The sequence below is a fragment of the Pandoraea fibrosis genome (assembly GCF_000807775.2).
Classification (GTDB): Bacteria; Pseudomonadota; Gammaproteobacteria; order Burkholderiales; family Burkholderiaceae; genus Pandoraea; species Pandoraea fibrosis.
Map to the genome: position 1 here is coordinate 4,946,390 of NZ_CP047385.1, position 14,720 is coordinate 4,961,109.

At 65.3% G+C, this 14,720-nt stretch carries 16 protein-coding genes and 1 riboswitch; of the genes, 7 read left to right on the plus strand and 9 right to left on the minus strand.

All coding sequences use genetic code 11. The features are described 5' to 3' along the window. Positions 1–66: 66 nt before the first annotated feature. On the minus strand, positions 67–1,575 hold the full coding sequence (locus PI93_RS21765; protein ID WP_039373938.1) for a cobyric acid synthase: 1,509 nt from the start codon (positions 1,573–1,575) through the stop codon (positions 67–69). Between the two features lie 40 nt (positions 1,576–1,615). Between PI93_RS21765 and cobU the strand changes: the two genes are divergently transcribed. From cobU to PI93_RS21785, 4 genes are all read left to right on the plus strand, one after another. Beyond that, positions 1,616–2,167 carry a bifunctional adenosylcobinamide kinase/adenosylcobinamide-phosphate guanylyltransferase gene (gene cobU, locus PI93_RS21770; RefSeq protein ID WP_039373912.1) on the plus strand — a complete coding sequence of 184 codons (552 nt, stop codon included), beginning with the start codon at positions 1,616–1,618 and terminating at the stop codon, positions 2,165–2,167. Positions 2,168–2,173: 6 nt separating this feature from the next. Continuing rightward, on the plus strand, positions 2,174–3,160 hold the full coding sequence (gene cbiB, locus PI93_RS21775; protein WP_039373911.1) for an adenosylcobinamide-phosphate synthase CbiB: 987 nt from the start codon (positions 2,174–2,176) through the stop codon (positions 3,158–3,160). Positions 3,161–3,222: 62 nt separating this feature from the next. Continuing rightward, positions 3,223–4,293, plus strand: coding sequence for a threonine-phosphate decarboxylase CobD (gene cobD / locus PI93_RS21780; RefSeq protein ID WP_039373910.1), 1,071 nt, complete (start codon positions 3,223–3,225; stop codon positions 4,291–4,293). A 234-nt stretch (positions 4,294–4,527) separates the two neighbouring features. Further along, complete coding sequence (locus tag PI93_RS21785) at positions 4,528–4,725, plus strand: hypothetical protein (RefSeq protein WP_010805479.1); 198 nt, start codon at positions 4,528–4,530, stop codon at positions 4,723–4,725. A gap of 260 nt (positions 4,726–4,985) precedes the next feature. On the opposite strand, the gene PI93_RS21790 is transcribed toward PI93_RS21785, so the two are convergent. Further along, positions 4,986–5,153, minus strand: coding sequence for a hypothetical protein (locus tag PI93_RS21790; protein WP_158453322.1), 168 nt, complete (start codon positions 5,151–5,153; stop codon positions 4,986–4,988). A gap of 263 nt (positions 5,154–5,416) precedes the next feature. Here PI93_RS21790 and PI93_RS21795 point away from each other — a divergent pair, with 263 nt between their 5' ends. Then, positions 5,417–6,352: a cobalamin-binding protein gene (locus tag PI93_RS21795; RefSeq protein ID WP_052240941.1), complete on the plus strand. Its 936-nt coding sequence runs from the start codon at positions 5,417–5,419 to the stop codon at positions 6,350–6,352. Between the two features lie 52 nt (positions 6,353–6,404). Here PI93_RS21795 and PI93_RS21800 read toward each other — a convergent pair whose 3' ends face one another. From PI93_RS21800 to PI93_RS21830, 7 genes are all read right to left on the minus strand, one after another. Beyond that, the gene (locus PI93_RS21800) at positions 6,405–7,013 is read right to left on the minus strand and encodes a histidine phosphatase family protein (RefSeq protein ID WP_039373934.1); all 609 of its coding nucleotides are present in this window, start codon (positions 7,011–7,013) and stop codon (positions 6,405–6,407) included. Next, a complete protein-coding gene (locus PI93_RS21805; protein WP_080759375.1) occupies positions 7,004–7,873 on the minus strand; it encodes an adenosylcobinamide-GDP ribazoletransferase in 870 nt (289 codons plus the stop codon). Before PI93_RS21805 ends, PI93_RS21800 begins: the two co-directional genes overlap by 10 nt. Continuing rightward, positions 7,870–8,952, minus strand: a complete 1,083-nt coding sequence (gene cobT, locus PI93_RS21810) for a nicotinate-nucleotide--dimethylbenzimidazole phosphoribosyltransferase (RefSeq protein ID WP_039373909.1) — start codon at positions 8,950–8,952, stop codon at positions 7,870–7,872. The genes PI93_RS21805 and cobT overlap by 4 nt, the downstream gene beginning before the upstream one ends. A gap of 31 nt (positions 8,953–8,983) precedes the next feature. Then, a complete protein-coding gene (cobO, locus tag PI93_RS21815) occupies positions 8,984–9,643 on the minus strand; it encodes a cob(I)yrinic acid a,c-diamide adenosyltransferase (RefSeq protein ID WP_052240939.1) in 660 nt (219 codons plus the stop codon). Positions 9,644–9,753: 110 nt separating this feature from the next. Further along, on the minus strand, positions 9,754–10,578 hold the full coding sequence (locus tag PI93_RS21820; protein WP_039373906.1) for an ABC transporter ATP-binding protein: 825 nt from the start codon (positions 10,576–10,578) through the stop codon (positions 9,754–9,756). Continuing rightward, positions 10,575–11,570 (minus strand): FecCD family ABC transporter permease, encoded by a 996-nt coding sequence (locus PI93_RS21825; RefSeq protein ID WP_039373905.1) that lies wholly within the window; start codon positions 11,568–11,570, stop codon positions 10,575–10,577. Before PI93_RS21825 ends, PI93_RS21820 begins: the two co-directional genes overlap by 4 nt. Before the next feature lie 27 nt (positions 11,571–11,597). Further along, positions 11,598–13,580: a TonB-dependent receptor plug domain-containing protein gene (locus PI93_RS21830; RefSeq protein ID WP_039373903.1), complete on the minus strand. Its 1,983-nt coding sequence runs from the start codon at positions 13,578–13,580 to the stop codon at positions 11,598–11,600. Between the two features lie 153 nt (positions 13,581–13,733). Continuing rightward, positions 13,734–13,985, minus strand: a riboswitch (cobalamin riboswitch). A gap of 89 nt (positions 13,986–14,074) precedes the next feature. Here PI93_RS21830 and PI93_RS21835 point away from each other — a divergent pair. Next, complete coding sequence (locus tag PI93_RS21835; protein WP_039373902.1) at positions 14,075–14,386, plus strand: hypothetical protein; 312 nt, start codon at positions 14,075–14,077, stop codon at positions 14,384–14,386. Continuing rightward, a complete protein-coding gene (locus PI93_RS21840) occupies positions 14,383–14,694 on the plus strand; it encodes a cell division protein ZapA (RefSeq protein WP_039373901.1) in 312 nt (103 codons plus the stop codon). The genes PI93_RS21835 and PI93_RS21840 overlap by 4 nt, the downstream gene beginning before the upstream one ends. The last annotated feature ends 26 nt before the right edge of the window (positions 14,695–14,720 follow it).

Here is a 14,720-nt window from a genome sequence, read left to right on the forward strand (position 1 = left end):
GGCAGGCTCATGTTCCGGCCGCTATGGGCGTCCCAACGGCCCCCAACGTCCCGACCAGGCACCGCGTTAGCGCAAGCAAGCCCAGACGCGCGGAAGATCCAGATGCGCGGCGAACGCCTCCGCCAGCCGATCGAGCGACGCTTCGCGCAAGGCGTTGTAATCCTGTGCCTCGAGATCACGGGCACCGGCCCAGGTCAACAGCGCCTGCAACGCCTGCGGCGTGTCGAACAGCCCGTGCAGATACGTCCCCATGACCTGATCGTCGGCCGAGCGTGCGCCGTCGGCACGCTCCGTGCCCGCCTCCGCCAGCCAGACGGCAGGACGCTCAAGCGCCGCCCCGCGCGTCACGCCCATGTGAATCTCGTACCCCGTCACCGGCGCATCGCCGGTGCTCAGACGTCCCGCCACGACGCGAAGCTGCTTTTGCGTCTGCATCGTGGTCTCGATGTCGAGCCAACCGAGCCCCTCGGTCGTGCCGGCGTCGCCCTCCAGCCCCAGCGGGTCGTGAATCGCAGTCCCAAGCATCTGCAAACCGCCACAGATGCCCAGCACCTTCCCGCCATAGCGCAGATGCCGCGCCAACGCCGGTGCCCAGCCCTGCGCACGAAGCCACGCCAGATCGGCGCGCACATGCTTGCTGCCGGGCAGGATCACGAGGTCGCTCGCAGGCCACGGTTCGCCAGTGCCCACGTAGCGAAAGTCGACTTGCGGATGCGCACGCAAGGCGTCGAAGTCGGTGTGATTGCTGATGCGCGGCAAGGCGGGTACGGCCACGCGCAATCGCGCCTCGCCGCGGGCTGCCTTGTGGCGCTCGCCGGGCAGCATGTCTTCGCCGTCCAGATGCAGACCGTGAAGATACGGCAGCACACCCAGCACCGGAACGCCTGTGCGCGCCTCGATCCACTCAAGACCGCTCGTGAGCAGCGACGGATCGCCGCGAAACCGGTTGATGATGAAACCCTTGATGCGGGCGCGCTCACTGTCCGACAGACAGGCAAGCGTGCCGAGCAATTGCGCGAACACACCGCCCCGGTCGATGTCGGCCACGAGCAGCACCGGGGCGTCGACCGCCTCGGCGAAGCCCATGTTCGCAATGTCACGCGCGCGCAGATTCACCTCGGCCGGACTGCCCGCGCCTTCGACGAGTACCGTGTCGTAGCCCGCGCGCAAACGCTCGTAAGCGGCCAGCACGGCCGACATCGCACGCGGTTTGTACTCGTGATAGGCACGCGCATCGAGATCGGCCATGACCTTGCCACCGATGATGACCTGCGCGCCCCGGTCGCTGCTCGGCTTGAGCAGCACCGGGTTGAAGTCGGTATGCGGCGCGACACCGGCGGCCTGTGCCTGCAAGGCTTGTGCGCGCCCGATCTCGCCGCCGTCGGCCGTCACGGCGCTGTTGAGCGCCATGTTCTGCGGCTTGAACGGCGCCACACGCACGCCCTCGCGATACAGCAGGCGGCACAGCCCGGCGACCACCGTGCTCTTGCCGGCGTCCGAGGACGTTCCCTGAATCATCAGGGTGCCCCGGTAAGCGCCTGACGACGCACCGAAATTGACAGGGATTTCACTCATGACGCGGATTATCGCATCGGGCGCTCGTACAATATCGCCCATGAGTGCCCTCGACCTGACTTTCGTGCTGGGCGGCGCGCGCTCCGGCAAGAGCGCGTTCGCCGAGCGTCTTGCCGGACAAAGCGGCCTGCCAGTCACCTACCTCGCCACCGCTGCGGTGAGTGACGAGCCCGAGATGCGCGCTCGCATTGCCCATCATCGTGCGAGCCGTCCGTCGCACTGGCCCACCGTGGAAGTTGGCCGCGACCTCGCAGGCGCGTTGCGCGACGTCGCCCGGGACGGCCGTTGCGTGCTGGTCGACTGTCTGCCCTTGTGGCTGGCCGGCTGGCTCTGCCCTCCCGACGATCATCCCGAGGGGGCGGTCAGCGATGCGCAATGGCACGACGTCGTTGAATCGCTTGCGCAAACGCTGGCGTCGTTGCCCGGCAAGATCATTGTCGTCAGCAATGAAATCGGACTTGGCGTGATCCCCATGGGCTCGCTTACGCGCCGCTATGTCGATGAACTCGGACGTCTGAACCAGCGTGTCGCCGCGCTGGCCCCGCAAGTGCGCTTTGTCGTCGCCGGACTGCCGATGGCCGTCAAAGGATAATCGTCGATGCTCACCGGACTCGCTCCCGAATCGCTCTGGCTCGCCGCGCTGATCGGTGTGCTGCTCGACGCCTGGCTCGGCGAGCCGCGCCGATGGCATCCCCTGGTCGGATTCGGCTATATCGCGAATGGCGTCGAGGCCTGGCTCAATGATCCCGCGTCGCGCGACAAGCCGTTCAGCGCCATGACGCGTGGCACCTGGGCATGGACGATCATGCTGGCGCTGCCGGTCCTCATCGCGTGGGCGCTGACGTTCCTGCCGGGCTGGGGCGGTATTGTCTGGCAGGCGCTGGCGTTGTATGCGGCGCTGGGCGCGCACAGTCTGCGCGACCATGTGATGCCCATCGCCCACGCCCTGCGCGACGGCGATCTGACGCAGGCACGCGCGCTGACCGCCCGCATCGTCTCGCGCGACACCGACGACGCGAGCGCGTCCGATCTCGCGCGTGCAGCGGTGGAATCGACACTGGAGAACGGCAACGATGCGATCTTCGGCGCCCTCTTCTGGTTCGCCGTCGCGGGCGCCCCCGGCGTCGTGCTGTTCCGGCTGGCAAATACGCTCGACGCCATGTGGGGCTATCGCACCGACAAGTTTCTGTATTTCGGCCGGCCGGCGGCGCGCATCGACGATGTGCTCAACTGGATCCCCGCACGCCTGACGGCGGCAAGCTATGCCATCTTCGGCGATGTCGCACGTGCCATCGACTGCTGGCGCACCCAGGCGAGTGCGTGGTCCAGCCCCAATGCCGGGCCGGTCATGGCCGCCGGGGCAGGCAGCCTCGGCGTTCAGTTGGGGGGCCCCGCACGCTATCACGGCGAGTGGGAGACGCGCCCGGCCCTGGGCTGCGGCCGGGAACCCTCCGCACAGCACATCAAGGCCGCGTGGCGGCTCATCTCGCGCTCGATGTGGATGTGGCTGATCGTCAGCGGCGCACTGGCGCTCTTCGCCGCGGCGCAGGCGGATGCCATGCCCATTGGCGTGGTATCGCCGTAATCGCCGTGTCTGCTTGACTCATGTCATCGTCATTCATTTCGCCATCATCAGTCGTTTCAGCCATGTCCGCCGAACCCACCGTGCCCGCGGCGCCTCGTCACGGGGGCAATCTGGGCGAAGCCATCCGGCGTTATGCACGTCCGCGTGAAGACTGGCTCGACCTGTCCACCGGCATCAATCCCAACGGCTACCCCGTGCCGATGCCCCCGCCGAGTGCCTGGCGCGATTTGCCCGATGCGTTCGACGATCTGTGCGACGTCGCCGCACAGTATTACGGCGTACCGGTTCGCACCGTTGTGCCGTGTGCAGGTTCGCAGGCGGTCATCCGAGCGCTGCCCACCTTGTTGCGGCCCGGAAAGGTCGCCGTCGCCTCGCTCACGTACAGCGAGTACGCCCCGGCGTTCGCGAATGCAGGCCACACACTGGTGCCGTGGCTAGGCCCCGAGGCAGGCTTGCCCGACGTCGACTATCTCGTTTGGGTGAATCCGGACAACCCCACGACACGACGAGTGTCCCGCGAAACGTTGACGCGATGGCAAGGCCTGCTGGCCGAACGCGGCGGCGTGCTGATCGTCGATGAGGCATTCGCCGACGTTTCGCCGCAGACGTCGATGGCGCCACACGTCGGCGAGGCCGGCCTCGTCGTGTTGCGCTCCGTGGGCAAGTTCTTCGGCCTCGCGGGCATTCGCGCCGGCTTTGCGCTGTGTCCGGAAGCGCTGGCAACACGTCTCGCCGAACGTCTGGGTGCGTGGACGGTCAGTGGCCCGGCAAGGTTCGCTGTCCGAACTGCCTTGCGCGACATTGCCTGGCAAACCGCAACCCGCGAACATTTGGTGCGCGACGGCGAGCGACTTCTCACCCTGCTGCGCTCGCACGGCTGGCCGGCCACAGGCACGCCGCTGTTTGCGTGGACGCCACACCCGATGGCACCGCACTGGCACGAACGCCTAGCGGTTAAGGGGATCTGGACACGCCTTTTCGATGAGCGGCCGGTGACGCTCGAGAACAGCCCAATAAGCGGGGCGGCAAGCGGGGCGACACAAGTCCTGCCAAGCCTGCGGCTGGGCCTGCCGCCGACGGAAAATGCGTGGCAACGACTGCAAGCTGCGCTGATCGAATTACGTGCCGGGTAAAGTTTTCGGGAACTGCTGACTACAGCAGCCATCCAATCTCCCCGTTATGCTTCCGATCGGGCACATCGACGCCACGGACCCCGGCTTACACCGTATTAAAAACCGTGCGTTTGGGGCCCTTTTCGTTACAAATTGAAGCATTTCTGCAACAAATGCACACAGTCATCGCCGGAGGGCGCCGTTAGACTGAAGGTTCTTTCGCAAGGGCTTTCCCCAGATATAAAGGACGACCAAATGAAAAAACTGCCTCTGTTGCTTGCTACGCTCCTGACCGCTGCCGTTGTGACGGTCGGTTGTACGAAGAAGGAAGATCAAACGGCCGCGCCGGCCGCCGACACGTCGGCATCGGCACCGGCCAGCGATGCAGGTGCCGCGATGAGCGCTCCGGCATCGGACGCGGGTGCGGCAGCCCCGGCGCCGGCCTCCAACTAACGCGGCAGGCCGGTTGACCAGACACTGTCCAGGCTTCGGCCATCGGTACGGTATCCTGTCCAACCCGGTACCGCTCCGGTGTCCCGTCACGCTCCAGTAACGTGCTGACAACACGGTGACACCGGGTTAGTCGAGCGCTTCATGCGCTTCATGCGCTCCACGCGGTTAACGACTGCGCCCCCTGAACGCTTCGGCGTCAGGGGGCGCAGTCGTTTCGGGCCTACTCGTCTCGTGTGCCGCTGGGCGGGGCCGCCAGACGGTTACTTCACGACCGTTATGCCACCGTCGATCACGCCGTAGGCTTGTACCTTGCCAGTCCCGGTACTGCTGGCGCTGGAACCCGACCCACCGCCGGGGGCGGCACAGGCACCGAGCAGGGTCACCAGGGCGAGCGCCAGTGCGCTCATCAATCCGATATTTCGTTTCACGACTTCCACTCCCATAAACACTCAGACAGTCGGCCCGCGCGGAATGGCTGGGCGCTTTACCTGTCGACGGTCTGACGCATACTGACACATGACGTCACGCTTCGTTCGACAGCCCTCGCGTGACATCGGTTCGCTGCGCGCGCACATCCGGCCCTTGTCGCAGCGCGGCAACCCGCCGAGAATGTCGGGTCGGTTACGTGGGCGGGCGGTCATTGCGACGTTTCGCCAACGCCCTCCCTCCCATATTTCAGCCGCCCGCCTCGATGTCGCTCAATCACACGGCCAATCGCCGCCCCTACCGTCACCTGATCGCCCTGGTAAGCGCCTGTATTGCCACGCTCGGCGCCCATGCGGCCGTCACCGTCAAAGACGATACCGGCGCCACCGTTACGCTCGCGGCACCGGCACAACGAATCGTGAGCCTGTCACCGCATGCGACCGAGTTGCTCTTCGCAGCGGGCGCGGGCGACAAGGTGGTGGGCGTGGTGGCCTATGCCGACTATCCGGAAGCGGCCCGCAAACTGCCGCGGGTCGGCGACAACAGCGCGCTCGATCTCGAACGCATTCTCTCGCTCAAGCCCGACCTGCTCGTGGTGTGGATGCATGGCAACTCGCAGCGTCAGGTCGAAGCACTGCGTCAGTTGAAACTGCCGGTGTTCTACTCCGAACCGAAACATCTGACCGACTTGCCTGCGGCCATCGAGACGCTGGGCACGTTGACCGGCACGCCTGCCAAAGCGCGAGCCTCGGCGGAGGCGTTCCGGACGCGATACGAAGCCCTGCGCAAGCAATATTCGTCGCGCGCACCAGTGTCCGTTTTTTATCAGGTCTGGACGCAACCGCTCATGACCCTGAACGGCACGCATATGGTCAGCGATGTGATCCGGCTGTGCGGCGGCGTGAACGTCTTCGCCGACGAAGCGCCGCTCGTGCCGCGGGTGTCAGTGGAAGCGGTGCTGGCCAAACGGCCCGAAGCGATGTTCACCGCGACACCGGGCGCCACGAAGTCAGACAAGCCGCTCGCCACGCTCGACAGTTGGCGCAAGTGGCCGCAGTTGCCCGCCGTGGCACACAACAACCTGTTCGGCATCGATGGCGACCTCATCAACCGGCCTGGCCCGCGTATTCTCGACGGCGCACGCACGATGTGCGAAGACCTCGACGTCGCGCGTTCGCGTCGCACGTCGGCCGCTCAGTAATACGAACCCGGGAAATGGCTGCGCAGGTCGAGGCGTCGCGACCTGCGTCAATTCAAGCGTTCCAGCGAAGCAAGCGGGCGTTGCCGTCGTCGTCGAGGCGAAGGTGGCAGAGGCCACCAAAATCGAGCGACCACGACAGACATGCCGTCGTGGGCATACGCAGCGCGGTCGCCGTGTGCAGACGAATCGGCCCGGCGTGCGCCACGACCACATGCACGTCGTGCACGTCACGCGTGGCGCTAGCTGCGCCGCGTAACGCCCGCGCCCAGGCGTCCATACGCAACACGATATCTCGCGCCGACTCACCGCCGGGCGGCGCATAGCCACCGACATCGCGCGCCCAGGCGTCGAGATCGTTTCGGTCGATGGCGTCCCATGGCTGCATTTCCCATGTGCCAAAGTCCATCTCGGCAAGACGCTCGTCTACCGTCACGGGCAAACCAAACGACGTCGCCAGCACCTCGGCGGCGCGGCGCGCGCGTCGCAGGGGACTGCTGTGGATCGCCACGGGCGTGCGATCATCGAGCAACGCCGCGAGCTTGGCCTGCATCGCCGCCACCGACGCATCGAAGCGCGCCGCATCGACCGGCAAATCGGTGCGTCCGTAGCAAAGTCCTGGCGCGATGTCCGGCGGCGGATGCCGCATCAGTATCAGATCCACGCGCACACCGTCAGGTATAACGCGAGTTCGCCGATTTGCTGAGCGAAGCCCAGCGTATCGCCGGTATAGCCACCGAGACGCCGGCGCAGATAGCGAATGAAGCCTGCGCGCACGGCGACCAGCACGACAGCGCCGGTCACGCCCGCGCGCCAGTCCGGCCATAGCCACCACGGCACGCTGCATGCGATACCGAACATGAGTCCGTTCAGGCTGAGCCGCTGGGCAACGGGTTTGGCCTTGCCTTGCGCACGCACATAGTCGAGCGTGCGCAGCAGGCTGATGGCCATGCTGCGGCTCGCCGCATGTGCGCCGATCAGCACCACGGCAAACCCGCCCCACCCCACTGCCGACTGAATGTCGACGAGCGCTTGCCACTTCACGGCAAGCGCCAGCCACAACGCCACGGCGCCGTAGGTGCCGATGCGCGAGTCGTGCATGATCTCCAGCACGCGCTCACGCGTGAACGCGCCACCGAACGCATCGACCGAATCGGCCAGTCCGTCCTCGTGAAACGCCCCTGTGAGCAGCACACTCACCCCCAACCCGAGCGCGATGGCGAGAGGCGGCGACCACAACTTCCCCATCGCTACCGTCAGCAACGCGACGACTGCGCCGACGAACACGCCGACGAGCGGGAAATAACGCGTCGCGGCATTCAACTGTTCGGGGGAATAACCGACCCACTGCGGAATCGGCACGCGCGTGAAGAAGCCAAGCGCGCTAAGAAAGAGTCGCAACTGTCCCCTGGCGTCCCCGAACGACGGCGACGCAGTCTGCGCGTGCGCCGGCGGATCCTGCGTCACCAGATCGCGCGACGGCGGTGCCGCATCGTGCAAGGGGTCGGGGGACGGGGTCGTCATTGCCCTGCGGCCTCGCGATCGCTCACGCCCGCGTCTTCGAACGTCGCCATCTCACGCAAGAATGCGGCAGCGGCCTGAATCAACGGCATCGCCAGCGCGGCCCCCGTGCCCTCCCCCAGACGCAGCCCCAATTGCAGCAACGGTCTTGCGCCCAGGATATCGAGCATCGCGCGATGGCCGGTTTCATCCGAGGCGTGCGCGAAGACACAGTAGTCGAGTACCGCCGGCGATACCCGCGCGGCCACGAGCAGCGCAGAGGTGCTGATGAAGCCGTCCACGACGATCACGAGCCCAAGCTTCGCGGCGGCGAGATACGCGCCCGTCATCATGGCGATCTCGAAGCCACCGAAGGTCGCGAGCGTTTCCAGCGGATCGGGGGTATCGCCGGTGGCCGGATGCGCCGCGAGCGCGCGTTCGAGAATGGCCGTCTTGCGCGCCAGTCCTTCGTCATCGACGCCCGTGCCACGACCGACACAGGCGGCGAGCGGCAGGCCGGTCAGTCGCTGCATCAGACACGCCGCCGACGACGTGTTGCCGATGCCCATCTCACCGAAGCCGATCATGCGCGCGCCCCGCGACGCATGTGCGACGACACGCGCCGCACCGGCAGCCAGCGCCGTGTCGAGTTGCTCACGCGTCATGGCCGGCGCGTCGAGGAAATTCTGCGTGCCGCGCGCCACAGGAATGTCGACGAGCGACGCGTGCGTCGGAAAGTCTGCCGCCACACCGGCGTTGACCACTTCAAGCTCAATGCCATGCGTACGACAGAACACATTGATCGCCGCGCCGCCTCTCAGGAAGTTAAGCACCATCTGCGCTGTCACTGCCTGCGGATACGGACTCACGCCGGCCGCCACCACGCCGTGATCGCCCGCGAAAACCAGCATCGTGGGACGCGCGAGATCGGGGGCCACACTTTGCTGAATCCGGCCGATCTGATGGGCGACGCGCTCGAGCGCGCCCAGACTGCCCGGCGGCTTCGTCTTGATGTCGATGGCATGGTCGAGTGCGGCGTCCATCTCGGAGGACGGCGCTGCGATATCGAACAGTTCGTTAAGCAACGGGCGAAAAGCGGTCATACGGAGACGTCCTGAAACGATGAAGCGAAGATTACATTTCCACGCCGGGCTGCGCGCGGATGCCCTGGGCAAACGCGTGCTTCACCGGCGTCATGTCGGTCACGGTGTCGGCGGCGTCGATGAGCGCCTGCGGGGCACCGCGACCGGTGATCACGACGTGCTGCATCTCGGGACGCGCCGCCAGATCGGCCACCACGGTATTCACATCGAGATAGCCGAGCTTGAGCGCGATATTCAGTTCGTCGAACAGCACCAGGCCGAACGACGGGTCGCGCAACATGCGACGCGCCTGCTCCCAGGCCGCTTCCGCTTTGGCGATGTCGCGTGTGCGGTCTTGCGTCTCCCACGTATAGCCTTCGCCCATCACATGGAACTCGCACGCTTCGGGAAAGCGACGCAGGAATTTTTCCTCGCCGGTCGGGATCGCGCCCTTGATGAATTGCACGACGCCCGTCTTCATGCCGTGGCCCATCGCGCGCACCACCATGCCGAAGCCGGAACTCGACTTGCCCTTGCCGTTGCCGGTCGTGATGACAATCACGCCACAGTCGCGCTGCGCCTGGGCGATCTTGTCGTCGATGACGGCCTTCTTGCGCACCATGCGCGTGCGATGGCGCTCGTTGCGGCCGTCGTTCTCGGTGTCGGCTTCCGGTTGGGACGGCGGTGTGGGTTGCGGCTTGTCTTGCGTCATGAAGGGCACCTGTCAAAAGCGGGCATGCAGCGCAGGACGGCCGCATGCGGGTGAGAGTGTACGCCGACGGATTACGGGGCGAGTGGATACGGTAGCGTCATGCATGGCGTTCAGGAACGGCGCACGGGCACGAGTGCCTCGTCCTCGCCATCGCGAATGAGGCGCAGCGGATAGCCGAAAGCATCGCTGCAATGTTCGGCCGAAAGCACTTCATGCACGGGGCCGGCGCGCCAGCCGCCACGGCCATCGAGCAACAGCGCGTGCGTGGCGAAGCGCCGCGCGAGATTCAGATCGTGGCACGAGAAGATGACGGCGGCTTCGTCACGTTGCGCGTGGCGCGACACCTGTTCGAGGGCGTCGATCTGATGATGCAGGTCGAGATGGGCCACCGGCTCGTCGAGCAGCAACAGTGGCGTGGCCTGCGCCAGTACAGCGGCCAGCGACACACGCTGACGCTCGCCGCCCGAGAGCGTCGTGACATCACGCGCCGCAAAGGCTTCCAGACCGACTTGTGCGAGCGCCGCCATAGCGGTGGCCACGTCTTCGTCCGACTCCCACGCGCCCCAGCGCCCTTGCGTCAGATACGGGTGACGTCCGGCCAGCACGACTTCGAGGGCCGTGGCGCCGAACGCGTCGCGTGTTTGCTGCGGCATCAGCGCCCGCACCCTGGCAAGCGGCGCGGCACGCCACTGCGCCAGTGGCTTGCCGCCGATCTCCACGCGACCACTGCCGGCAATGGCCGCGCCGCGCTGTGGGCGGCTCTCCATCGGACGCAAGCCGGCGAGCGTGCCGAGCAATGTGGTCTTGCCAGCCCCGTTCGGTCCTGCCAGACACCAGCACTCCCCCGTCGCGACGGCAAGATCGAGCCAATCGACGAGCACACGCTCGCCGGCGCGCAATGTGAGGGCATGGGTTTGCAGCAGCGGTAGACTCATCGGATGGCCCGCCGGGAAAGGAGCCACAGAAAGACCGGCACGCCGATCATCGCGGTAATGACACCGACGGGGAGTTGCGTCGGGGCGATGATCGTGCGCGCCACCAGATCGGCGAGCATGAGCAACGCACCGCCGGCGAGCGCAGCGGCAGGCAACAGCATGCGCTGATCGTTGCCGAAACGCAGACGCAGAATGTGCGGCACGACAAGTCCGATGAAGCCGATGCTGCCGGCCGTTGTCACGGCAACCGCCGTGGCCAGCGACGCCGCCAGATAGATACGGGCACGCAGCGGGCCGACGGCAACACCAACGGCCTGCGCCACCGCTTCGCCGCGCAAGAGCACGTTCAGCCGATGCGCCACGGGACACACAATGAGCAGCGTAACCGCCAGCACGATCAACGGCAGGGCGGCCCGGTCGACGCCGTTCAGATCGCCGGTGAGCCAGAACAGCATGCCGCGCAGGCTGGCATCGGGCGCAAGCGTGAGAATGAGCGTGGCAAGTGCGCCGAAGCCGGCGGCCATCATCACGCCAGTGAGCAGTAGCTTGGTGCTGCTGTCCTGATCGCCAGGGTGCAGGAAACTGCGGTGCGAGAGCGCCATCACGATAGCGATGGCCGCGAGCGCGCCGGCGAAGGCACTCGTTTGCACCCAGAAGAAGGGCAACATGAGCGCCAGCGAGGTGAGCGCGGCCACCCCTGCGCCGCCCGAAATCCCCAACACGTAGGGGTCGGCGAGTGGATTGCGCAACAGGGTCTGCATCAGCGTGCCGGCGACGGCGAGCAGGCCGCCGCAGGCAAACGCCGCGAGCGCACGCGGCAGACGCAGGCGCCAGACCACGTCGCCGGCAAGACCGGCGTCGTGACCCAGCAACAACGTGCCGATCTCGCCCAACGAGACCGGCACGCTGCCCAGCATGAGCGACGCGAGCAGAACGACCAGCGCAACGCCGGCCAGTCCTGCCCAGATGGCGAGCGCGCGACGCAGCGTCATGCCACGTTCCGCCCTGCCGGGACGTCGTTAGAACTGTTTCCAGCCGAGCGAGACGTAAATCGCGCGCCCGAGGGTGTTGTAGGCATAGACCGTCTGGTAGTTCTTGTTGAAGACGTTGTCCAGGTGCGCCGAGACGTACCAGGATTTGTCGATATCGTAGCGCGCCCGCAGGTTGACGAGCGTGTAAGCGCCGAGATGCTGGCCGCCCGTATCGTAACGCTCGCCACTGTAGAACACATCGCCGCCGACGGTGAACTTGTCGAACGTTTTCGACAGGCCGATCGATCCGAACTGCTTGGCACGACGCGCGAGTTGCTTGTCGGCATCCAGATCGGTCGGGTTCTGACGTGTGAACGACGCGCGCACGTCCACGCCGAAGAGCGGGCGCCCCGTGTAGGTCAGCTCAAGACCTTCGACACGCGCCTTGGCCACGTTCGCGGCAGTGTACGGGAACACCGTCAGCGACTGGATGAGGTTCGTATAGTTGGTCTGGAACCCAGTCAACTTGACCAGACCGAGACGTTCGCCGCCGTCGAACTGAACGGCCAGTTCCTTGGAGATCGAACGTTCCGGTTGCAGGTTCGGATTGCCGTAGCCCGGGTAGAACAACTCGTTGAAGGTCGGCGCGCGGAAGCCGTCCGACGCATTGGCCATGATCTTCCACTGATTGGTCAGGTGGTAGCCATAGCCCAGCCAGTAGCTGTTGGCCCCGCCGAAGTCGGAGTACACGTCGCGGCGCACGTTCGCCTGCACCTGATGCTTGCCGAACGTGCCTTCGTAGCCCAGATAGGGCGAATCGAGATGGCGGTTGTTGCGGCCGAAGTTGGTGTTGCTCTCGACCGTCTGTTCCAGGCGCGTGTACCCGGCGATCAGCTTCTGGTTCGGCATGAAGGCATATTCGTTGGCCCAGTCGATCTGGTTGCTCGACGTGTGGAAGTTGCCGTTGCCCTTGCCATTCAGGTAGTTGTAGCTGTAATCGTCGCCCTGCGTGACGGTGAAGCGCGTGTTCCACTTGTCCGTGATGTTGCCTTTCACGTAGCCCGAAATCTGACGCACACGAGCGTCGGTGTCGTTCAGATCGGTCGGCTTGCCGAAGGCGTTGTCGTAGCTGCTGCTGCCGTCGCTCTGGAACAAACGCACGCCGGCTTCCCATGTGTCGCCGAACTTGCGCGAGAGCGATGCGCTCACGCTCGTGTTGTCGTCGCCGTTGCGGTTCGGGTTGACCTTCGGCGCGAATCGCGGATCTTGTGCGGAAATGCCGTTAGTGTGAAAACGCGAGACGTCCAGCGAGAAGCGGGTCTTGCCGTCTTCGAACGATCCGGCAATACCGGCGTTGGCCTGCGTGGTGTTATTGGTGCCGTAGCCCACTTCGGCATAGGCGCGCGGCGGACCGCCGTCGCCCTTGCGCGTGAAGATCTGAATCACGCCGCCCACGGCTTGCGAGCCGTACAGGGCCGAGACGTTGCCTCGCACAATCTCGATGTGATCGATCTGCGACACCGGAATCTGCGCGATGTTGGTCGTGCCCGACGTGGCCGAGTTGACCGGCACGCCGTCGATGAGCACGAGCGAGGCGTTCGATGCCGCACCGCGCATGAAGATGCTGGCCGATGTGCCGAAGCCACCGTTCTGCACGATTTCCACGCCGGCCTGACCGCGCAGCAGCGTCGGCAGATCTTGCGCCTGGCTTTGTTCGATGTCCTCACGGGTGATCACCGAGGTGGCGGCGAGCGTGTCGGCCAGCTTCTGTTCGGTGCGCGAGGCCGTCACGACGGTTGTCTCTAGCTGGGCGGCCGTGGGATTCGCGGCCGTGTTGGCGGCAACGATGATCGGAGCGGCGGGCGTCGCATCGGTCGATGGCGACGACTGTGCGTGAGCGCCAACGCTCGCAGCGAGCATAGCGGCGGCAAGGGCGAGGCAGTGCGGGGCGGGAACCAAGGCGGCGCTCGCCGGGGCCAGGCGAGCAAAGGCAGGCGCGTGCAGCGCCATCGCGCGAACGTGGGTGCGCATGATCTGGTGTGACTTCCGTAGTTTTCTTATTGCCTAGACCCGTCCCCCGCGGGCCGCTGGCGCAAGGGGAGCGCCGCAGACACGTCACGGATGCTGAGCATCGACACATGAAAACGACGACAAGCCGCCCATGGCATGGCCGGGCGGCATGGCTTTTCCCCACTCACTTGGGCCGGTATCCGGGCTGGTCATCATCGCGCCTGACCGGCCTTCCCGCGAGCGGATAACTCACAGTGGCAATAGAGGCGAAGCGCGTTTTCGGAAACCTTTCGGGCCGAAAGGATGACTTACCGTTGCGGGGGCAGCACAGGTTGGCCAGCCCGTGTGGGGACGCGGCTCCCTGTTTCCCGTTTAACTGCGCATGCCGGAGGGGCGTGCGCGAGCACCGAAGTGCCGCAAGTGTAGGGGCCATTCGAAAGAGCGTCAATGCTCGATCGTCGGGCATTGGCCGCCGATTCCGTTAGAATGTAGGGCAATTATGAGGACGCAGCCCGATGCTCACCGATCTCGACAATCTCACCGATAAAATGGAACAGTTGGTTGTGATAAGCCAACGTTTCCATCAACACAATCAAGCCCTGCTCGCCGAACTCGATCGCGCGCGCGCCGAATGCGACGAAACGCGCGTCGCCATCGAGCAATTACGTGCCGAGCGCGACGCCCTGCGTTTGCAGCGCGATCAGCTCGCGGCCAAGATCGACGAGGCCCAGGTTCGCCTGAACGCCATCCTGGAAAAGCTCCCTACGCAAAACCCCGCTGAGGGTCAGATGGATCTGCTCGGCACCCCCGGTGGAGAAAACGCATGACGATCAAGCAGCTCGAAGTCAATATTCTCGAACAGTCCTACCGGCTGGCCTGCCCGCCGGAACATGAGGCTGATCTGCTGTCCGCCGTGTCGCGCGTCGATGCCGAAATGAGCAAGGTTCGCGCCCAGAGCAGCGTGCGCGGTACCGACCGCATTGCCGTCATGGCAGCGTTGAGCCTGGCATCCGAATTGCTTGCCCTGGAAAAAAGTATTGCTGCCGGACAAGCATTCCCCGCCGAAGAAATTCAGAGTAGAATGCAACGCATGCACGAACGATTAAGCGCTGTGATCGATCAGTATCAAAGCTGAAAACTCACTCGCTACCGTCCGATTCA